The 19709-nt window shown below is 67.2% G+C and carries 24 protein-coding genes; 19 read left to right on the top strand and 5 right to left on the bottom strand.

What is annotated here, in order from left to right:
- The first annotated feature begins 185 nt into the window (after window positions 1-185).
- The 11 genes from ACAH01_RS07955 (at window position 186) to ACAH01_RS07905 (ending at window position 11533) form a co-directional block, all read left to right on the top strand.
- On the top strand, window positions 186-761 hold the full coding sequence (locus ACAH01_RS07955) for a hypothetical protein (RefSeq protein WP_153553610.1): 576 nt from the start codon (window positions 186-188) through the stop codon (window positions 759-761).
- Window positions 758-1405, top strand: a complete 648-nt coding sequence (locus ACAH01_RS07950; protein WP_372480782.1) for a ubiquinol-cytochrome c reductase iron-sulfur subunit — start codon at window positions 758-760, stop codon at window positions 1403-1405. The genes ACAH01_RS07955 and ACAH01_RS07950 overlap by 4 nt, the downstream gene beginning before the upstream one ends.
- Window positions 1405-2808 (top strand): cytochrome bc complex cytochrome b subunit, encoded by a 1404-nt coding sequence (locus ACAH01_RS07945; RefSeq protein WP_372480781.1) that lies wholly within the window; start codon window positions 1405-1407, stop codon window positions 2806-2808. Before ACAH01_RS07950 ends, ACAH01_RS07945 begins: the two co-directional genes overlap by 1 nt.
- The gene (locus ACAH01_RS07940) at window positions 2801-2983 is read left to right on the top strand and encodes a hypothetical protein (protein WP_372480780.1); all 183 of its coding nucleotides are present in this window, start codon (window positions 2801-2803) and stop codon (window positions 2981-2983) included. Before ACAH01_RS07945 ends, ACAH01_RS07940 begins: the two co-directional genes overlap by 8 nt.
- Window positions 2976-5837, top strand: a complete 2862-nt coding sequence (locus ACAH01_RS07935; protein WP_372480779.1) for a molybdopterin-dependent oxidoreductase — start codon at window positions 2976-2978, stop codon at window positions 5835-5837. The genes ACAH01_RS07940 and ACAH01_RS07935 overlap by 8 nt, the downstream gene beginning before the upstream one ends.
- Window positions 5834-6910 (top strand): 4Fe-4S dicluster domain-containing protein, encoded by a 1077-nt coding sequence (locus ACAH01_RS07930; protein WP_170094506.1) that lies wholly within the window; start codon window positions 5834-5836, stop codon window positions 6908-6910. The genes ACAH01_RS07935 and ACAH01_RS07930 overlap by 4 nt, the downstream gene beginning before the upstream one ends.
- Window positions 6911-7065: 155 nt before the next feature.
- The gene (locus tag ACAH01_RS07925; protein ID WP_372480778.1) at window positions 7066-7908 is read left to right on the top strand and encodes an ethylbenzene dehydrogenase-related protein; all 843 of its coding nucleotides are present in this window, start codon (window positions 7066-7068) and stop codon (window positions 7906-7908) included.
- Window positions 7908-8582, top strand: a complete 675-nt coding sequence (locus tag ACAH01_RS07920; RefSeq protein WP_372480777.1) for a molecular chaperone TorD family protein — start codon at window positions 7908-7910, stop codon at window positions 8580-8582. Before ACAH01_RS07925 ends, ACAH01_RS07920 begins: the two co-directional genes overlap by 1 nt.
- Window positions 8579-9406 carry a phosphate ABC transporter permease gene (locus ACAH01_RS07915; RefSeq protein ID WP_372480776.1) on the top strand — a complete coding sequence of 276 codons (828 nt, stop codon included), beginning with the start codon at window positions 8579-8581 and terminating at the stop codon, window positions 9404-9406. Before ACAH01_RS07920 ends, ACAH01_RS07915 begins: the two co-directional genes overlap by 4 nt.
- Complete coding sequence (locus ACAH01_RS07910) at window positions 9403-10269, top strand: HEAT repeat domain-containing protein (protein WP_372480775.1); 867 nt, start codon at window positions 9403-9405, stop codon at window positions 10267-10269. The genes ACAH01_RS07915 and ACAH01_RS07910 overlap by 4 nt, the downstream gene beginning before the upstream one ends.
- A gap of 1 nt (window position 10270) precedes the next feature.
- Window positions 10271-11533 carry a P-loop NTPase gene (locus ACAH01_RS07905; protein WP_372480774.1) on the top strand — a complete coding sequence of 421 codons (1263 nt, stop codon included), beginning with the start codon at window positions 10271-10273 and terminating at the stop codon, window positions 11531-11533.
- Between the two features lie 117 nt (window positions 11534-11650).
- Here the strand turns inward: ACAH01_RS07905 and ACAH01_RS07900 are convergent, their stop codons facing one another.
- Both ACAH01_RS07900 and ACAH01_RS07895 read right to left on the bottom strand, forming a co-directional pair.
- Window positions 11651-11944: a hypothetical protein gene (locus ACAH01_RS07900; RefSeq protein WP_372480773.1), complete on the bottom strand. Its 294-nt coding sequence runs from the start codon at window positions 11942-11944 to the stop codon at window positions 11651-11653.
- Between the two features lie 14 nt (window positions 11945-11958).
- Window positions 11959-12483, bottom strand: a complete 525-nt coding sequence (locus ACAH01_RS07895; RefSeq protein ID WP_170094513.1) for a DoxX family protein — start codon at window positions 12481-12483, stop codon at window positions 11959-11961.
- A 141-nt stretch (window positions 12484-12624) separates the two neighbouring features.
- Between ACAH01_RS07895 and ACAH01_RS07890 the strand changes: the two genes are divergently transcribed.
- Both ACAH01_RS07890 and ACAH01_RS07885 read left to right on the top strand, forming a co-directional pair.
- The gene (locus ACAH01_RS07890; RefSeq protein ID WP_372480772.1) at window positions 12625-12897 is read left to right on the top strand and encodes a hypothetical protein; all 273 of its coding nucleotides are present in this window, start codon (window positions 12625-12627) and stop codon (window positions 12895-12897) included.
- 200 nt (window positions 12898-13097) lie between these two features.
- A complete protein-coding gene (locus tag ACAH01_RS07885; RefSeq protein ID WP_372480801.1) occupies window positions 13098-14861 on the top strand; it encodes a methyl-accepting chemotaxis protein in 1764 nt (587 codons plus the stop codon).
- Between the two features lie 9 nt (window positions 14862-14870).
- Here the strand turns inward: ACAH01_RS07885 and ACAH01_RS07880 are convergent, their stop codons facing one another.
- Window positions 14871-15275, bottom strand: coding sequence for a universal stress protein (locus ACAH01_RS07880; protein WP_170094515.1), 405 nt, complete (start codon window positions 15273-15275; stop codon window positions 14871-14873).
- A 122-nt stretch (window positions 15276-15397) separates the two neighbouring features.
- Here ACAH01_RS07880 and ACAH01_RS07875 point away from each other — a divergent pair, with 122 nt between their 5' ends.
- The 6 genes from ACAH01_RS07875 (at window position 15398) to ACAH01_RS07850 (ending at window position 18794) form a co-directional block, all read left to right on the top strand.
- A complete protein-coding gene (locus ACAH01_RS07875; protein WP_153553626.1) occupies window positions 15398-15637 on the top strand; it encodes a DUF5816 domain-containing protein in 240 nt (79 codons plus the stop codon).
- Between the two features lie 91 nt (window positions 15638-15728).
- Entirely contained in the window at window positions 15729-16028 is a 300-nt protein-coding gene (locus ACAH01_RS07870) for a hypothetical protein (protein WP_170094516.1), read from the top strand.
- A gap of 197 nt (window positions 16029-16225) precedes the next feature.
- Entirely contained in the window at window positions 16226-17155 is a 930-nt protein-coding gene (locus ACAH01_RS07865) for a metal-dependent hydrolase (RefSeq protein WP_372480771.1), read from the top strand.
- A 42-nt stretch (window positions 17156-17197) separates the two neighbouring features.
- Window positions 17198-17815 carry a hypothetical protein gene (locus ACAH01_RS07860; protein WP_372480770.1) on the top strand — a complete coding sequence of 206 codons (618 nt, stop codon included), beginning with the start codon at window positions 17198-17200 and terminating at the stop codon, window positions 17813-17815.
- Window positions 17812-18471, top strand: a complete 660-nt coding sequence (locus ACAH01_RS07855) for a hypothetical protein (protein ID WP_372480769.1) — start codon at window positions 17812-17814, stop codon at window positions 18469-18471. Before ACAH01_RS07860 ends, ACAH01_RS07855 begins: the two co-directional genes overlap by 4 nt.
- A 122-nt stretch (window positions 18472-18593) precedes the next feature.
- Window positions 18594-18794: a dodecin gene (locus ACAH01_RS07850; protein WP_015763403.1), complete on the top strand. Its 201-nt coding sequence runs from the start codon at window positions 18594-18596 to the stop codon at window positions 18792-18794.
- A gap of 3 nt (window positions 18795-18797) precedes the next feature.
- Here ACAH01_RS07850 and ACAH01_RS07845 read toward each other — a convergent pair whose 3' ends face one another.
- Window positions 18798-19163 carry a HesB/IscA family protein gene (locus ACAH01_RS07845; protein ID WP_372480768.1) on the bottom strand — a complete coding sequence of 122 codons (366 nt, stop codon included), beginning with the start codon at window positions 19161-19163 and terminating at the stop codon, window positions 18798-18800.
- 43 nt (window positions 19164-19206) lie between these two features.
- The gene (locus ACAH01_RS07840) at window positions 19207-19701 is read right to left on the bottom strand and encodes a GNAT family N-acetyltransferase (RefSeq protein WP_372480767.1); all 495 of its coding nucleotides are present in this window, start codon (window positions 19699-19701) and stop codon (window positions 19207-19209) included.
- Window positions 19702-19709: the final 8 nt, after the last annotated feature.

Here is a 19709-nt window from a genome sequence, read left to right as displayed (position 1 = left end):
CGACAGGAAGTGCGGTGTCGGTTTATATTTGTCAGCTACCCAGGCGCGAGTATGGACAGACGTGGCACTGCACACCCAGTATCTGTGCCTGCTGGTGGCTCTGAGGAGAGACTAGCACAGCCACCGGCTGCACGTGTACAGCACGTCCATCGGACGGGCGCAACGAGAGGAGTGGCGAGGGGACGATGAGGCGCAACACGATCCTGATCGTCCTGTTGATCGCCGCGGTGTTGCTCCCGATGTGGTACGTCTCGCTCCACGGAGAGCCGCCGTCGGAGGAGATCGCGATCGACGAGAGTGTCACCGACATCCGTCCCCTCGACGGCTTCGTCGACACGCCGAACAAGCTCTCGCCCAGTCAGGTCGGCGTGATCGTCTGGGTCGGACTGTTCGGACTGCTGGGGGCGCTGACCGCGGTCCACCGGTTCATGAACGACGCCGTGCGGCCCCCGGACGACGCCGAGGCGGTCGCGGACGGCGGGACGGTGTCGTTACCGTGGCTCGAAACCGACGAGCGCTGGATCGTCGAGTACCACGACGCGACCGACGCCATCGAGGGGCTGGTCGCGATGGGCGGGCTGACCGTCCTCGCGATCGTGTTCGCCGCGCTGTTTACCGGCGAGTACCTGACGCTAGCTCGAACGCAGTACTTCGGCGTCTACGCCGCCGGGATGTTCCTCTCGCTGGCGCTGTCGACGGTCGCCTACTACGCCTGGTTCATGCCACACATCGAAGTCGCAGAACACAGGGGGCACGAATGATGGACTACCCGAAACCGGACGACGACGGAGACGACGAACAGTGTCCGTGTGCTGGGAGCGCGAGCCAGCCGAGCATCTTCACCGACGACCGCGCACAGCTCCAGCGGCGCGACTTCGCGAAGGTGCTCGCGACGACCGGCGGACTGACCGCCGTCGCGAGCCTCGCCGCGCCGCTTGCCGGCCTGACGCAGGTGTTCGAGCGCGGATACAGCGGCCCGATCTACTCAGACGGGATCAACCTCGTCGACGGAGACGGCGAGCGAGTCACCGAGAGCACACTGTCGGCCGGCGAGCAGATGACGGTGTTTCCCGAGCCGCGACCGGGGATCGAGGACGCTCCGACGCTGCTGGTACGCTTCTCGGAGGACGACTACGGCGGCGACACGAACATGGCCTTCACCGTCGACGGCTACGCCGCTTACTCGAAAGTCTGTACGCACGCGGGCTGTATGGTATCGAACCGAGAGGGGAACACGCTCGTCTGCCCGTGTCACTTCGGGAAGTTCGATCCGCTCTCGGGTGCCACAGTGACCGACGGGCCGCCGGGTCGAGCGCTGCCACAGCTCCCGATCACGATGACCAGCGAGGGGGAGCTCGTCGCGACCGGAGACTTCGAAGGGACCGTCGGTCCCGGAGGTGAATGATGTCCCGAGCGAAGCAGGTCTACGACTGGTTCGACAGCCGACTCGACCTGAAGAACGGCCAGACGTTCCTCGGGAAGGCGTTCCCGGCCGAGGACTCGTTCCTGCTGGGGGAGGTCGCGGTCTTCTGCTTCCTCCTGTTGATCCTGACCGGCGTGTTCCTCGGCTTCTTCTACGAGCCGTCGACCAGCGCCGTCCAGTACGACGGCAGCGTCGCCCAGTTCCAGGGCGAGGAGATGCCCGAAGCGTTCGTCTCGGTGCTACACATCACCTACACCGTCCCGTTCGGGATGTTCATCCGACGGCTCCACCACTGGGCGGCCCACCTCTTCGTGGCCTCGATCGGGCTCCACATGCTCCGGGTGTTCTTCACCGGGGCCTACCGCAACCCGCGGGAACCGAACTGGGTCGTCGGCACCGGGCTGGCGGTGCTCGCGATGGGGGCGGCCTACACCGGCTACGCGCTGCCGTTCGACGAGTTCGCCGCGACGGCGACGGGGATCGGGTACAATCTCACGGTCTCGGTGCCGTTGATCGGTGACTTCCTCGGGGAGATCATCTTCGGTGGCGAGTTCCCCACGAGCGCGACGATCCCGCGGCTGTACTTCCTGCACGTGCTCGTGATCCCGCTGCTCATCCTGGGTGGACTGGCCCTGCACATGTTCATCCTGATCCGCCAGAAACACACCGAGGCACCCCGCGAAGACGACGTCGAGACCGGCCGCGAGGCGATCGACCGGGAGAACGACGACGTGATCGTCGGGCTCCCGGCGGTCCCCAACCAGGCCGCGGTGTCGGCGGTCGTGTTCTTCCTGACGGCCGCGACGCTGTCGCTGCTGGCCGGCCTGCTGCCGGTCCACAACGTCGCCGAGTACGGCCCCAACGACCCCGCAGCCACGCCGGAGCTCATCATGCCGGACTGGTTCCTGATGTGGGTCTACGGCTTCCTGAAGCTGCTGCCGGGCATCGCCGTCGACCTCGGTCCGGTCCACATCAACAGCGAGTTCCTCGGCGGGATCGTGCTGCCCGGTCTCGTCTTCGCGGCGATCCTGGCCTGGCCGTTCGTCGACCGGACGCCGGAGGTTCACTTCACCGCCGACCCGCTCGACCGGCCCTGGCAGACCGCCGTCGGCGTCGCGGCGGTGGCGTTCGTCATGATCGCCTCGATCGCGGGGATGAACAACATCCTCGCGAACCAGGTGCTGGACGTCTCGACCAGCGTCGTCAATCCGATCCTCGCGGCCGCACTGTTGCTCGTGCCGACGCTGTTCGGGATCGTCACGTACCTGCTGTTGCGCGACGGCGATCCCGCGACGCCCCCGGAGACGGACGGCGAAGACGTCGCGGCCGACGGCGGACCAGCGAGTTCGTCCGACGCGGCCGATGGGGGTGGCGACAATGACTGACGTTGCCGCCCTCTCGGAGCGACAGTATCGACTGCTGGACACGGCGAGCAAACTGCTCGGGCTCGGACTCGTCGCGCTGGGCCTCGAATCCGGTGGCTCGACGCCGACCGGGTTCGCGCTCGCCGCCGTCGGCGCTCTCTGTGCGACGCTTACGGTGTTTCTGACTCATGAGTGAACACGACATCGACGACGACCGGTGGATGGACAGCTCCGGAATTACTCGACGCGACTTCGTTCGCGGCCTCGGAGCCGCCTCGATCGTCGGCGCGACCGGCCTGTCGTTCGCCGACGAGGAGATGGACGGGCTGCAGGCGGTCGACGACCCGATCGGCTCGTACCCCTACCGCGAGTGGGAGGACCTCTACCGCGAGGAGTGGGACTGGGACTCCGTCGCCCGCTCGACCCACAGCGTCAACTGCACCGGCTCCTGCTCGTGGAACGTCTACGTCAAGGACGGGCAGGTCTGGCGCGAGGAACAGGCCGGCGACTACCCCGTGATCGACGAGGACCTCCCAGATCCGAACCCGCGGGGCTGCCAGAAAGGAGCCTGCTACACGGACTACGTCAACGCCGACCAGCGCGTGCTCCACCCGCTGCGCCGCACGGGCGAACGCGGCGAGGGCCAGTGGGAACGCATCTCCTGGGACGAGGCACTGACCGAGATCGCAGACCACGTCATCGACGAGGTGCAGGCGGGCCGGTACGACGCCATCTCCGGGTTCACCCCGATCCCGGCGATGAGCCCGGTCTCGTTCGCGTCGGGCAGTCGCCTCGTGAACCTGCTCGGCGGCGTCTCCCACAGCTTCTACGACTGGTACTCCGACCTGCCACCGGGCCAGCCGATCACGTGGGGGACCCAGACGGACAACGCCGAGTCCGCCGACTGGCACAACGCGGACTACATCATCGCCTGGGGATCGAACATCAACGTCACCCGCATCCCCGACGCGAAGTACTTCCTCGACGCCGGCTACGAGGGGGCGAAACGCGTCGGGATCTTCACCGACTACTCCCAGACCGCGATCCACACCGACGAGTGGCTCGCGCCGGAGGGCGGCACCGACACGGCCCTCGCGCTCGGGATGGCCCAGACGATCGTCGACGAGGAGCTGTACGACGAGGCCCACCTCAAAGAACAGACCGACATGCCGCTGCTCGTGCGAGAAGACACCGGGAAGTTCCTCCGGGCGGGCGAGGTCGGTCTCGCGGCGGACGCCGACGATCCCGACAAGGTGTTCGTGATGGTCGACGAGGACGGGAAGCTCCGCCGCGCCCCCGGCTCGCTCGGTGAACGCGACGGTCAGCACGACCCCGAGGCGAGCATCGAACTCGACTTCGAGCCGCAGCTGGGCGTCGAGCGGAGCGTCGAGACCGACGACGGCGAGGTGGCGGTCCGGTCGGTCTGGGAAAACCTCCGCGAGGAACTGTCCCAGTACACGCCCGAGTTCGTCCACGAGGAGACCGGCGTCGGCGAGAACACCTACCAGCGCGTCGCCCGCGAGTTCGCCGACGCCGACGCGGCCAAGATCATCCACGGCAAGGGGGTCAACGACTGGTACCACAACGACCTGGGGAACCGAGCGATCCAGTTGCTCGTGACCCTGACCGGGAACCTCGGGGAACCCGGCACCGGGCTGGATCACTACGTCGGCCAGGAGAAGATCTGGACGTTCCACGGCTGGAAGACGCTCTCCTTCCCGACCGGCAGCGTGCGGGGCGTGCCGACGACGCTGTGGACCTACTTCCACGCCGGCATCCTCGACAACACCGATCCCGACACCGCCGAGAAGATCCGCGAGTCCATCGACGAGGGCTGGATGCCGGTGTACCCCGAGGAGCGCGAGGACGGGTCCCGGCCGGACCCCTCGACGATGTTCGTCTGGCGTGGCAACTACTTCAATCAGGCAAAGGGCAACGTCGCCGTCGAGGAACAGCTCTGGCCGAAACTCGACCTCGTCGTCGACATCAACTTCCGGATGGACTCGACGGCGATGTACGCCGACATCGTCCTGCCGGCGGCGAGCCACTACGAGAAGCACGACCTGAACATGACCGACATGCACACGTACGTGCACCCGTTCACGCCCGCCGTCGAGCCGCTGGGCGAGGCAAAATCAGACTGGGAGATCTTCCGCCTGCTGGCCGAGAAGATCCAGGAACGGGCCCAGGAACGGGGAGTCGAACCGGTCGAGGACCGATCCTTCGACCGCGAGATCGACCTGACGACGATCTACGACGACTACGTGCGCGACTGGGAGACTGACGAGGAGGGTGCGCTCGAAGACGGCCGCGCGGCCTCGGAGTTCGTCCTCGAACACAGCGAGGAGTCGAACCCCGCGGACAGCGACGAGCAGATCACGTTCGCCGACACCGTCGAGCAGCCCCAGCGTCTCGAAGCGGCGGGAGACCACTGGACCTCCGACATCGAGGACGGGGAGCCATACGTCCCCTGGCAGGACTACGTCCAGGACAAACAGCCCTGGCCCACCTTCACCGGCCGCCAGCAGTACTACGTCGACCACGACTGGTTCCTCGAACTCGGCGAGGAGCTACCGACCCACAAGGAGGGGCCACAGGACACCGGCGGCGACTACCCCCTCTCCTACAACACGCCCCACAGCCGCTGGTCGATCCACTCGACGTGGCGCGAGAACACGAAGATGCTCCGGCTCCAGCGGGGCGAACCGACGGTCTCCCTCAACCCCGAGGACGCGAGCGAGCGCGGGATCGAGGACGGCGACACCGTCGAGGTGTACAACGACATGGGCAGCGTCGAGGTACAGGCCAAGATCTACCCGTCCAGTGACCCCGGCACGGTCCGACACTTCTTCTCGTGGGAGAAGTTCCAGTACCCGGGCCGAGACAACTTCAACACGCTCGTCCCGATGTACATGAAGCCCACACAGCTGGTCCAGTACCCCGAGGACACCGGAGAGCACCTCTACTTCTTCCCGAACTACTGGGGGCCGACGGGCGTCAACAGCGACGTGAACGTGGACGTTCGCCCGGCGGGAGGTGACAGCCAATGAGTTCGAACACCCAGAACGACGACGGAGACGAGGACACTCGCATCACCGTCGCCGACGGCGTCGACCACCAGGTCGCAATGGTGATGGACCTCAACAAGTGCATCGGCTGCCAGACGTGTACGATCGCCTGCAAGAGCCTCTGGACGGAGGACGGGGGCAGCGAGTACATGTACTGGAACAACGTCGAGACCAAGCCCGGCGAAGGCTACCCGCGAGGCTGGGAGGACTCCGGCGGCGGCTGGCAGTCCGAGGACCACTCCGAGCGCCAGACCGGCGAGATCCCCGACCGCGAGGACTACGGCCGGGCCTGGGAGTTCAACCACGAGGAGATCATGTACGAGGGCAGCGACGAGCCGCTGCGCCCCCGCGACGGCGCGGAGTGGGGGCCCAACTGGGACGAGGACGAGGGAGCCGGCGAGTACCCCAACAGCTACTACTTCTACCTCCCGCGGATCTGCAACCACTGTACCCACCCCTCCTGTGTCGAGGCCTGCCCGCGGTCGGCGCTGTACAAGCGCGAGGAGGACGGCATCGTCCTCGTCGACCAGGATCGCTGTCGGGGCTACCGCTACTGCGTCGAGGGGTGTCCCTACAAGAAGGTGTACTACAACACCGTCTCGAAGAAGTCCGAGAAGTGCATCTTCTGTTACCCCCGCATCGAGGGCGAGGGACCGGACGGCGAGACGTTCGCGCCCGCCTGCGCCGAGGAGTGTCCCCCGCAGCTCCGGCTGGTGGGCTTTCTCGACGACGAAGACGGACCCATCTACAAGCTCGTCGAGGAGTACGAGGTCGCGCTCCCGCTGCATCCGGAGTTCCAGACCCAGCCCAACGTCTACTACATCCCGCCGTTCGCCCCGCCCCAGCACACCGACGAGGGCGAGTCGGTCGACGTGGACCGCATCCCGCGCCAGTACCTGCGAGAGCTGTTCGGCGACCGCGTCGACCAGGCACTGGACACGATCGAACGAGAGCGCCAGCGGGCGAGACAGGGCGCTGACAGCGAACTCATGGAGATCCTTCAGGACAAGAATCCGGCCGAACAGTACCGTCTGGAGGTGTTCGAAGATGACTGACGGAGCGCAGCGACGGCAGTCATCTTCGAGCTCGGGAGAGCTCGCTCTCCCGGTGTTCGAAAGACGAGCGAAGCGAGTCTTTCGGCGGTCGACGATACGTAGCGAAGTGAGCAATCCTCAGGCTCGGCAGAGCTTCGCTCTTGAGGTGTTCGAAGATGACTGACGGAGCGCAGCGACGTGCCCTCGCCGCGGCGGCGCTCGTGGCGACGCTGGTGGTCGTCTCGACGGTCGCGACGCCGCTGGCGAGCGCACGGCCGGCCCACGAGATCCCCGTCGTCGAGAGTCCCGACGGTCCACTCGACGGACCCGACGCCGACGGCTGGGCGGCGGTGCCCGCCAGTGACGTGCCCCTGACCAGCGCGCCGTCGAGCGTGCCACACGCCGACGACACCACGATCGAAGCGGTGAACGTACAGGCGGCGACGACCGACGACCGGCTCTACCTCCGTCTGGAGTGGCACGACCGGACCAGAGACGAGAGCGCCAGCGACGTGCGGGCGTTCGCCGACGCCGTCGCCGTGCAGTTCCCGGCCAACCGCAGCGCCCGGCCGCCCATCGCGATGGGCGGGCCAGACAACAGGGTCAACGTCTGGTACTGGTCCGGCGACACCGGCACCCAGGAGCTACTGGCGGGCGGTGCCGGCTCGACGACGCCGTTCGAGGAGCCGGCGATCGACGCGACGGCCACCCACGAGGGGACCGGCGAGAACGCCACCTGGACGGTCGTCTACTCGCGGCCCCTCGACGCGACCAGCGAGAACCGGACCGCGATCAGCGACGACGGCGACCTCGACGTCGCCTTCGCGGTCTGGAACGGCTCCAACGGCGAGCGTGCGGGACAGAAGGCGGTTAGCGAGTGGTACTACTTCCCGATGAGCGGTGGGCCGGGCGGACCGCCCTACCAGACGCTGCTGTGGACGCTGGCCGGGATCGCGGTCGTCGCGGTGACGGCCGTTACCGCGTTCGGCGTCTACCGAACGGGAGGGGGCCAGAGCTGATGGCGACCACCACCGACTCTCCCGACGATCTCGACGTGGACGCAGCGGCCCGAGCGACGCTGTTCCGGACCCTGGCACACGCCTTCCGGCATCCCGACGAGGCGTTCCACGAGGCCGCCACAGAGGGGACGCTCGACGCCGACATCGAGGCGTGTGTCGCACAGACGACGCTCGACGTGGCGGCCCCCGACTGTACGACCGACGACGACTACGAGACCCTGGCGGCCCGATACAACGACATCTTCGAGCTGGGGTACAGCGAGTACACGGACCGGACCGACGGCTCGCTCGACGCACGGGGACCGCCGGTGCCGCTGTACGAGTCGAAGTACCGGCCGGATCGGTCCTGGAACGACGTGAACCTCGATCTGGCGCGGGCCTACGACTACTACGGGCTCGCCATCGATCAGGACGATCGAGACAACCACGACGCGCTGGCCTACGAGCTGGAGTTCGCGGCGTTTCTCGCCCGCCGGGAGGCCGCCGTCGACGAGAGCGCAGCGGCCGCCCGGCTGGACTTTCACGACCGCCATCTCGGGCACCTCGCGGCCGGCGTCGCCGATCGCCTCGCCGACGAACCCGGAACCGGCGTGTACGGCCGTCTCGGGCAGTTCATGGAGCGTGTCGTCCGCGCGGACCGAAACGACCTGGCGGCACGGCTGGAGGGAGCATGACCGCGAGCAAGATCGAGCGGGCCGCCGTCGCGCGTACGGTCCCGGTCCGTCGGCGAACGGTCGCACTCGTCGTGACCACTGTCGTCGCGCTCGCAGTCGGCGCGCGGTTCGTCTCGGCGATCCTCGTCAACGCACCGGCGGCACCGGCGACGCTCCCACGGGAGCCGATCGCGGGTGCGACCACGGGACTGGCCGCACTGGCGGCGCTGTGGCTCGGCGCGAGCGGGGACGATCCCGTCGCGGGCGTCGGTCTCCTCTTCGTCGGCGTGTTCGGACTGCTCGCGGCCGCCGTCGGCCTCGCCACGCCCGCTGCCGTCGCCGTCGCCACGGGGACCGGCGTCGTCGCGGTCGGCTTCCGCCGTCGACTCACCGTCTGGACGGGCGCGGCGACCGCGTTGCTCGTCGCGGCCGTCGCAGTGGGACTCGCGGCCGGCTTCGGCTGGCCCGGACTCAGACCGCTCGGTTCGACGCTCGCACTGCTCGGGATCGCCGCGACGCCACTGTACGCTGGTGCTGGCCCGCGTGCAGTCGGAGTCGGCGCGGGTGCGTTCGCCGTCGTGGTGGCCGTCGGCCTCGCGAATCCCTTCGTCGCGGGCGCGACCACCCTCGTCGGCAGCGGCGTCGTGGGCACGTCGCTGGTCGTCGTCGGGCTGGCCGTCGCTGGCGCGGTGACGGCGGCGAGCGTGGCGCTCCGAGAGCGGCGCTTCGCCCTGCTCGTCGGCGTCGCGTTGCTCGCCTTCGCTGGCGTGCCGGCGACGCTCTCACGAGCCGTCCCGTTCGCGCTCGGAATCGCGACCCTGCTCTCGCTGGAGGTGGAGCGATGACCGACGACGAGTTCGAGCAACACCGCGAAGCGGAGCCGGACCCCCAGCTCGATCCCGAACGAAGCCCCGGACGCCACGCCGACATCGGCGCGCTCGAAGACATCGAAGTGAGCCGCGACGACGTTACCATCGGCGAGGCGACGCCAGCCGAGCTGGCGGCCGCCGACACCGAACCGGTGGAGGGCGACGATCCCAGCGAACTCCTGGCCGATCTGGAAGCCGACAGCGCGATCGACCGGCGGCGGGCCGCGCTCGCGCTGAAAGACCGAGCGACGAGCGAGACGATCGTCGCGGGGCTGGCCTACGCCGCGACCAACGACCCGGACGACGACGTGCGCCAGTTCGCCGTCGAGGCGCTGACCGTCCACGGGACCGACGCCGGCTCGGGGACGGAGACCGGCGAAGCGGCCGCAGCGGTCGCGGTCGAACTGCTCGACGATCCCGACCCGTGGGTCCGCTCGGAGGCCGTCGTGGCGCTCGACAACCTCGACCGCGACGCCCACGAGTCCGACCTCGAAGCGGCGGTGTCCGACGACCACCACGCCGTCCGCCGGAACGCGGCCATCTCGCTGTTCAAGCTCCGGGGCGAGGCGATGGCCGACCTGTTGCTCGAACAGAGCCGCGACGACAGCGAGCGCGTCCGCGAGTGGGCCGCACACATGCTCGGCGGCGTCGACGAGGACCGGGCCCGCGACCGCCTGCGGGAGCTGACGGACGATCCCGCGACGGTGGTCCGCCAGACGGCCGAACGCGCCCTGGAGGTCGAGCCGAGCCGCTTCCGCCGCCAGTTCGGCGGTGCGCTGGAAAACGACAGTCGCCTGTTGCCCGGCGAGGATCGCCTCAACAGGATGCCGGATCTCTAAGATGACAGATACGAACACAGACACTCTGACCGATCGCGTCGAAGCGGCGTTGCGTGCGGTGCGCGACCCACAGGCCGACCTCTCCGTGTTCGAGGCCGGCTTCGTCGAGAACGTCGTCGTCGAGGACGGCGACGTGACCATCGAAACTGACATGACCGCGCTGGACGGCGACACGGCGAACCAGGTCGTCCAGGCCATGTTACGCGCCGTCGACGACGTGGCCGGCGTCGAAGGCGTCCACGTCGAGCGGACGACACCCTCCAGCGACGACCGGGCGAGCGTCCGCGAGTTCGACCGCGTGATCGCTGTCGCCAGCGCGAAGGGCGGCGTCGGCAAGTCGACGACGACGACCTACCTCGCCTGTGCGCTGGCGGCCGACGACGACGTGGCGCTGTTCGACGCCGACATCCACGGCCCGAACGTGCCGGAACTGCTCGACGTGAGCGGGCCGGTCCAGTCCAGCGAGGAGGGCGATCCCCTCCCCGTGTCGGTCGGCGGACTGGACGTGATGAGCGTCGGCCTGATGGAGTCGGGCGCGCCACTGGCCTGGCGCGGCGCGATGGCCCACGACGCGCTGGACGACCTCTTTACGAACACCGCGTGGCGCAACGACGACGTGCTCGTGATCGATCTCCCGCCGGGGACCGGCGACGTGGTGCTGACGACGCTCCAGGAGGTCCCCGTCGACGGCGTCGTCGTCGTCACCACGCCGTTCCACGCCAGCGTCAGCGACACGAGCCGAACCGTCGAACTGTTCCGAGACAACGACGTGCCCGTGCTCGGGACCGTCGTCAACATGGCCGAGTACGTCTGTGACTGCTGTGGCGAGTCGAACGACCTCTTCCGAGAGGAAGCGGTCGGGGACCTCGATGCGGCCGTCCTCGCCGAACTCCCCTTCACCCACGACCTGCAAGGGACGCCGACGCCCGGCGACGTACCAGCGCCCGTGGCCGACCTCGCCAGCGCGGTCGACGCCGCGATCGCGACCGCCGACGAGGTCGACGTACCGGACGCTGCCGTCGACATCCGCGGCCTCGCGCCGGACGAACGGAAAGCGCGCGTCCGCGAACGATTCACCGCGCTCGACGGCGGCGAGCCGTTCGTCCTCGTCAGTGACCGGGACCCGACGCCGGTCGGGAACTTCCTCGGCCGCCTGGCCGACGCTCCACGGGCGGCGTTCGATCCCTTCGAAGTGCGCCGAGCGACCCCCGACGACTGGGTACTGGAGACGATCAGGCCCCCAGCGGAGGATAGTAGCCACTGAAAGTCGATGCGCACCCGATCGCACGACAGCAGTGCGATCGGTGTGTCGATCGTTTCAATTGTTACTGTAGCTGCCGCTGGCGAGAAATCAGTTCGGCGGCGAAACGAAGCGGAGGGCTCAGTCGGCGGTCATCTCGGCGCGGTCGGCGGCGTCGGTGGCCATGGGCGTGACGAGCTTGTAGGCACCCCAGACGGCCAGCACGAGCAGCGCGGCGATGACGATCCCGGTTCGCAGCGTCGGGTCGAGCAGCGGCGTCGCGATCACTTCGCCGGCGTCGTTGGTCAGCGGGGCCGGGCTGTAGGGTTTGCCTGCCAGCAGCTCCAGCACGCCCATGACGACGATGCCCAGCACGAACAGGGCACCGCTCAGTCCCAGCGCGATACGGTCGACGGTCGTTGTGGTGTCAGTCATTGTGTGTCACCTCGTTAGCCGAGGATGTAGCGTAGTTTCGGGTGGCGTTTGACCAGCTTCGTCTGCTCGACGATGGCGTCGAGCCCGTAGTACCGGCCCGCGCCCAGCACGAGCACGGTCACGAACAACAGCAGCCCCATCAGGTCGCTGTTGACCAGTCCGTGGCCGAACTCGGCGTTGCCGATCCAGAACAGGGTCATGAAGGTGACCCCGCCGATGGACGCCAGCCGCGTCAGCAGGCCCGCCATCAGCGCCAGCCCGATCAGCGTCTCGAACAGCGGCACGCCGGGCGCGATCAACCACGCCAGGTTGTTCCCCATCCAGACCGGGATCGGTCCCAGGGCCGTGCCCGTCATCTCCTGCATGTACATCGGTCCGTAGCTGTAGGCCAGCCCGTCCTCGATGAGCTTCGTCACGCCCGCGTGGAAGAACCACCAGCCCGTGATGACCCGCAGCAGGGCCAGCCAGTAGCTCGTCAGCGGCCCGTCTAACTCGAGCTCGAAGTTCGTCGCCAGGGGGTTTGCCGTGTTGGTTGCCATAATCTCTCCCTCACATGTACGTGTTGGCGGTGATACGGGATATAAGAGGACGCGTGTTCCCAGCGGGTGAAAACCGCTCTCAGATTCCGAGAGCGAGTGAGAGCAGTCGGTGTGACTGACGATCCCTCAGGTGTGTGGGATATGACACATGTCGAATCTCTCGGTGTACGACCGACGGACGACGAATCGATTCGAGCGTTCCTGCAGAGTCGTGGCGTCGGCGTCCTCGGGCCGATCGAGCGAGTGCCAGAGCGTGAGCGGGACAGTATCGACGACGACCTGTCCGACGGGTGGCGGCCGGCGGTGCTCGAGGCGGCAGTGTCCGACGGCGGGACCGCCGTGTATCGACTCGACATCGAACGACAGGATGGTTTCGAGCAGAGTGGTCTCCCCCCGGGAGACGCCAACGAGTAGCGACTCCTCGCGGGGTCGCCGTTGTCCGGCGACGCCGGGGCGCGCCGTCGTGTCTAGCTGGAGACCAGTATCGATTGTAATATCTGGATCTCGTGCGAAAACCACGAAGAGTGTGATTAAATCGACTCTATATGATGTTTTCAAAAATTGAGAACGACCCGGTCCTTTGACCTTCGTCGTCGTCGATGTCTCGCACACCTATGCTCTCGACGTTCGTCGGTTGGTACAAGCGCCAGATACGCAGGTCATTGACACTCGTCGGCGTAGACAAGTCTCTGGAACGAAAGATCCTCGCTGCCGTCGCGATTCAGTTCGGTGTCTCGCTGACGCTCGTCGTCGTCTCGCTGTTTCTCTCGGGGATCGCGCAGTTCGCGCTGACGATCGCCCTGTTGCTCGGTGCGGTGCTCGTCTTCGTGAACACGATCTTCATCACGAGAGAGGACATCGTCGACCCGATCACGACGCTGGCGGACCGCGCGGACGCGATCGCCAGCGGGACCGTCGACATCGACGTCCCGGACAGCGACCAGCCCGACGAGATCGGAACGCTCGTGTCCTCGTTCTCACGCGTGCACGGCTACTTCGACACCGTCTCCCGGCAAGCAGACGCCCTCGCTCGTCAGGAGTTCGACGCGGCCGCACTGGACGAAGAAGTGCCCGGACAGATGGGCGAGTCGCTCGATCGCATGGCGGACAATCTGGAGCAGTACACCGACGAGCTCCAGCAGATGACCGACCGGCTCGAACGGCGGTCGGAGAATCTCCAGCAGCTCGTCGAGACGTTCGGAGCGGCGGCCGAGCGAGCAGAGGCCGGAGATCTGACGGCGCGAATCGACGCCGACGAGATCGACGGCGACGAGGCGCTGTTCGACGAGGTCGTCACCAACTACAACGACCTGATCGCGAACCTCGACCAGACGGTCGGTGACGTGACCGACTTCGCCGCGTCGGTCGCGACGGCCAGTGATCGCGTCGACGAGAACATGAACGAGGTCGACAGGGCCAGCGAAGAGATCGCGGCGTCCGTCGACGAGATCTCGACCGGCGCGACCAGACAGACCGAGCGCCACGAGGACGTGGCACGAGAGATGAGCAAGCTCTCGGCGACCGTCGAAGAGATCGCAGCGACGGCAGACGAGGCCGCACAGACGGCGAGAGACGCCGCAGAGCGTGGCGAGAACGGCCGCGAAGACGCGATCGAGGCGCTGGACGAACTCGACGAACTGGAGTCGAAGATCGACCACATCGCGACCGCAGTGGCGGACCTCGGAGAGCAGATCGCCGCGGTCGAGGAGATCGTCGACGTGATCACCGAGATCGCCGAGCAGACGAACATGCTGGCACTGAACGCCTCGATCGAGGCCGCGCGGGCCGACGGCACCGGGGACGGATTCGCAGTGGTCGCCGACGAGGTGAAGGCCCTGGCCGAGGAAACGCGCGCGTCGGCCGACGAGATCGCCACGCTGGTCGAGTCGGTGAGCGAAGAAGCCGACGAGACGGTCACCGAGGTCAGAGCGATGGACGAACAGGTCGCGAGTTCGACGACGACGATCGCGGCAGCACTCCGAGACTTCGAGGAACTCGTCACCGTCGTCGGCGAAGTCGACGACTCGATGCAGGAGATCTCCGACGCGACCGGCGAGCAGGCGAAGACGACCGAAGAGGTCGCGAAGGTGGTCGACGATCTGACCGCTGTGAGCGAGCAGACCCGCGACGAGGCCGAGCAGGCTTCAGCGGCGGCCCAGCAACAGACCGAGACCGTCGAGACCGTCTCGGAAGATATCGGGACCGTCGCGGACCGCGCCGACGAGTTGCTCGGGATGTTGCGCTCGTTCGAGACGGAGACGACGGCTCAACAGTCCGGCAGCGCACGCTCTCCCGCGGTCCCGGACGGTGGCCGTCCCGAAGCAGCGACGGAGGACTGTCCTCCGACGGAGAACGGCGAGAAGCCCGCGAATCGATAGCCCGGCGAATCACTCGATCGGTGCGGTGACGATCTCGCAGTCGAGTTCGTGTCGTAGGAAGTCTCCCACGTCGGTCTCGTCGGTGAGCCGCCGGACCATCGAGCGCCAGCGACCGGCCTGTTTGCGTCCGATCACGACGAGGTCCGCGTCCAGGCTGACGACCTCTTCGAGGATGGTCTCCTCGACGAGGAGGCCAGACGCGACGGCGTATCGGGTCCGTGGCAGTCGCCCGAACTCCGACTGGACGGCGTCGCGCAACTCCGCTCGCGTGACGCGGCGACCGTTCTGGTAGAGGTTGACGTGCAGGACCGTCAGGTCGGCGTCGCGTTCCTCGGCGACGCGAATCGCCGTCTCCAGGGTCGTTCGCGAGTGCCCGGACAGCGGGTACCTGACCGGGACGACGACGAGAGTCATGTCGTGGTGGATAGCACGCTCGCTCGTACAAGTGTTGTGCTCTGCTGTGGAGTGGTGTCGCCGTCGCTCGGTCGACCCACCGGAAGACAACGTCTATACCCGTGCCGCGCCCACCTCTCCCTATGGAACGACACGACAGTCCGGACGGCCAGGCGCTGTTCGTGAACCGGTCGGAATCGGAGATCGGTTCGAAGGGGCCGTTCTACGTGGTGTACAGCGACGACGAGGGGACGACGCGCTGGGGATACTTCTGTTCGAACTGCGAGAGCGTCGACAACGCGATGGACGCGATGGGGCGAGTGCAGTGCAACGAGTGTGCCAACGTTCGCAAGCCCGACCAGTGGGACGCTGCCCACGAGTGAGCGGCTGACCACAGACAGCCGACGACCGACTATTGTCGGATATCCGGACGGTCAAAATACTTAAGACATGTGCCGTGGTATCGGTTGTCAGATGGCGGCCGTAACCACCTCGCTGGCCGATCAGGCTTCGTCGATTTTCGCAGACCTCGGGTACTCAGTGTCGCGTACAGACGGCGAACTACGAGCGGAGCGCAAGTGGCGCGTCGTCCGCGTCACGTGTTCCGAACCCTCGACGATCCCGACAGACGGGCGTCACCGGTGTTTCGTCACCGAGATGGAGGACGCGGTGACCACCTATCGCCGGCTCTCCGTGGAGAGCCCGTCGTACGACTGGGCCGTCCTCGGCGTCGACGACGACGGCGAGTACGCGGTGTATCGTCCCTCCACCTGAGACGGACGGTCGTCGATCCGTCTCAGATCCCTCTCAGACACACCACACAGCGTGGCGTCGGCCGGATGACGCCTACGACTGTCCGTCCGAGCCTCGACGGGGACAACTGCGCGCCCGGTACGACGAGCGGCCGGTTCCGAGAGACGTGCTACCACGGGCGCGAGACACTTATACGCGCTCACGGTCAAACACAGCGTATGTTCGTGGGTCACGGCGTCGCGGCGTTCGCGCTGGTCGGAGCCGTGGCGCTGTCTCGCGGGATCGAGAACCACCGGGCGCTCCAGCTGGCGATCGTCGCCGGCCTGTTCGCGACGCTCCCGGATATCGACATCCTCTACGGGCCGCTGGGACTGCTCAACGGCGTCTCCGGTGTGTTCGACGCGACCGACGCGTTCTGGTCGACGGGGAACGTCGTCCATCGCGGTCCGACCCACTCGCTGGTGTTCGGGACGAGCGCGGCGGCCGCGTTCTCGCTGTGGCGTCGGTCGAGCGCGGGCCGCGTCGTCGCTGCCACCGTGCTGGCCGGGCTGGCAGTCCTCGCGACCGCGACGGCCGGCTCGGTGGCCGGTGCGGTCACGGTGCTGTTCGGCGTCGGTGGTCTCGTGATCACCCAGTTCGCCGCTCGCCGGGGGCTGTCGTCGGGTGCCGTTCTCGCGACGGCGCTCGTGGGGCTCGTCACACACCCGTTCGGGGACCTGTTCACCGGCGAGCCCCCAACCTTCCTGTACCCGCTGGACGTACCGATCGTCACGGAGCGGGTCGCGCTCGCGGCCGACCCGACCCTGCACCTGCTCGGGGCCTTCGGAATCGAGCTTGCGACCCTCTGGCTCGGGCTCCTCGTCTACCTGCGCCTGACCGGTCGCGGGAGTCGACCACAGATCGACCGCAAAGCCGTCCTCGGGCTCTCGTATGCCGGTGCGGCGGTCGCGCTGCCGGCCCCGACGCTGGAAGCGTCGTACCAGTTCGTGTTCACCGTCCTGGCGTTCGGAGTGCTCGGAGCCACCCAGCGTCAACTGTTCGGCAGACAGCTCCGGGCGGTCGACTGGCCCAGAGCGTGCGCGACGGGACTGGCCGCGGTGACGGCGGCCGCGCTCTCGTATCTGATCGTCTACCTCGCGGTGCTGTGATCGGTCGACACTGTTTCAACCGCGGACGACATGGGGGCCAACATGAGTAGCGACATCGGGCGGCTCCTCCGCCACCAGCGAACGAACGCCGTCCTCTCGTGGCTGTTGATCGGGTTGCTCGTGATCGCGATCGCGACGAGCATCTGGCGTGATCGGCTCTGGTGGGCGGCCTTCGCGCTGGCCGTCGTCGCGCTGGCGGTACTGCCACCCGTCCGCTTTCGGAGCTGGCAGACCACCCTCCCGTGGGAAGTGACCGGTCTCGCCGCCCTCCCGGTGCTCGGGCGGGCCTACGCGACGGTGCCGGTGACCGGCCAGGTCGCGACGTACCTCTCCGTCGCGGCGATCTCGCTGGTCGTCGTCGTGGAACTGCACCTCTTTACCCCGGTCCGGATGACGGACGGCTTCGCCGTCGCCTTCGTCGTCGTCACGACGCTGGCGATGGCGGGCGTCTGGGCCGTCTTCCGGTGGTCGGCAGACATCCTGTTGGAGACGACGCTGCTGTTGAAGCCCGGCGTTCCCGAGGCAGAGATCGAACACGCGCTGATGGTCGAGTTCGTCGCCTCGACGGTCGCCGGTGTCGCCGCCGGGCTGATCTTCGCGTTCTACGTGCGCCGGCAGGTCGAGGCGACCGAGCGCCTTCCGACAGAGGTGTCGCGATGAAACTCAGAGACCGCATCGGCGTCTCGGCGTCGGCACAGCGACGGCTCACACGCCTCATGCAGCTGTCGCTGATCGGGATGCTCTTTATCGGGATCGAACGCGGTTCGACCGGGATCATCGTCAACACCGGCATCGGGCTGCTGGTCGCCCAGCTGCCGGCCGTCCTCGAACGGGACTACGAGATTCCGCTCGACGCCGGACTGACGCTGTGGATCACCGGTGCCGTCTGGCTCCACGCGCTGGGCACGGTCGGCTTGCCCGGCGCAGAGGCGAACTTCTACGCGACGATCTGGTGGTGGGATCACCTCACGCACGCCCTCTCGTCGTCGATCGTCGCCGCGGCGGGGTACACGACGGTGCGATCGCTCGACCAGCACAGCGACGGGATCCACATTCCGCCCCGGTTCATGTTCGTGTTCATCCTCCTGTTCGTGCTCGCGTTCGGCGTCCTCTGGGAGGTCATCGAGTTCGGCGTCAGCACGGCCGCCGCGAGTGTGGGCAGTGCCCCCGTTCTCACGCAGTACGGACTGGGTGACACGATGCTGGATCTCGTCTTCGACACGATCGGTGCCGTCGTCGTCGCAGTGTGGGGAACGGCGTACCTCACCGACGTGGTCGGCATCCTCTCGGAGACGCTGGACACGCGATCGACCTGACACTGCGGTAGTGTTCAAACAAGCCGCTTCATCTTCCGACTCGTAGACACCGAAAGCCCTCGTGATCCCCCACGACACCGGGTGGTCCCGGCCTTTATCACTGGTGGCTGTGAACGATGAACATGGTCTTCAAAAAGATCACGCTGATCGGAACCAGTGCCGAGAGCTTCGACGACGCCGTCGACGACGCCGTCGGCCGCGCGGAGGCGACGCTGGACAATCTCAAGTGGGCAGAGGTCGAGGAGATGGGCGTCGAGATCGCAGGCGTCGAGGGCCGCGAATACCAGGCCGAAGTCGAGGTGGCCTTCGAGCTAGAGGAGTGACGATCAGGTCCGGAACGACTCGCCACACCCACACTCGCTCTCGACGTTGGGGTTGCGAACGTGGAACCCTTCGCCCTGCAGTCCCCCCTCGAAGTCCAGCACGGAGCCCTCGATGTAGTTGAGACTGGACTGGTCGATGAACACGCGGAGGCCGTGGTGTTCGTACACCTGGTCGTCGGGCTCGGGCTCGTGCTCGAAGCGCATGCCGTACGACAGCCCGGCACAGCCGCCCTGCTGGACGAACAGCCGAAGCCCCGCCTCGTCGACGTCCATCTGTTCGCCCTCCATGAGATCGACAGCCTCCGCGGCCGCCGGCTCGGTCACGTCGATACCTGTCCCCACGGGGTCCGCGTCTACGGTACTGCTCATACGGATACAGTTGCACCCGAACGTGTTAACAGTGACGCCGGGATCACAGCGGCTTGCGATAGACGTGTTCCTCGACCGCGGTCGGGCCGAACGTCGTCGTCTCCGTGGTGACGTACTCGAACCCCTGTCGCTCGTAGAAGCCGATGGCCCGCTCGTTGCCGGCCAGAACGGTGAGTCGGAGCGACGCCGCCGACAGCCGGCGGTCGACGGCGGCGAGCAGTTCGCTCCCGATGCCGTTGCCCCACAGCAGCGGCTCGACGTAGAGCCGCGAGAGATAGTACGTCTCGGGTGGGTCGTCCGGTTCGACGTTGACGTAGCCACGGACACGGCCGCCGCGACGTGCGACGAGGAACAGGCTGTCGGGATCGGTGATCTGCTCGCGGAGCCGTTCAGTCGCGTACCACTCTTCGACGACGGCGGCGAGCAACTGCTCGTCGAGGAGTCCGGCGTAGGCCGCGTGGAAGCTCCAGTCGGCGACCCGCTGGATCGCGGGGAGGTCCTGGATCGTCGCTCGCTCGATCGGTGTCGCGGCCGTCATCTGGGAGT

Origin of the sequence: Halomicrobium sp. HM KBTZ05, from assembly GCF_041530035.1 — an archaeon.
Classification (GTDB): domain Archaea; phylum Halobacteriota; class Halobacteria; order Halobacteriales; family Haloarculaceae; genus Halomicrobium.
This window is presented reverse-complemented; position numbering and strand designations above follow the sequence as displayed.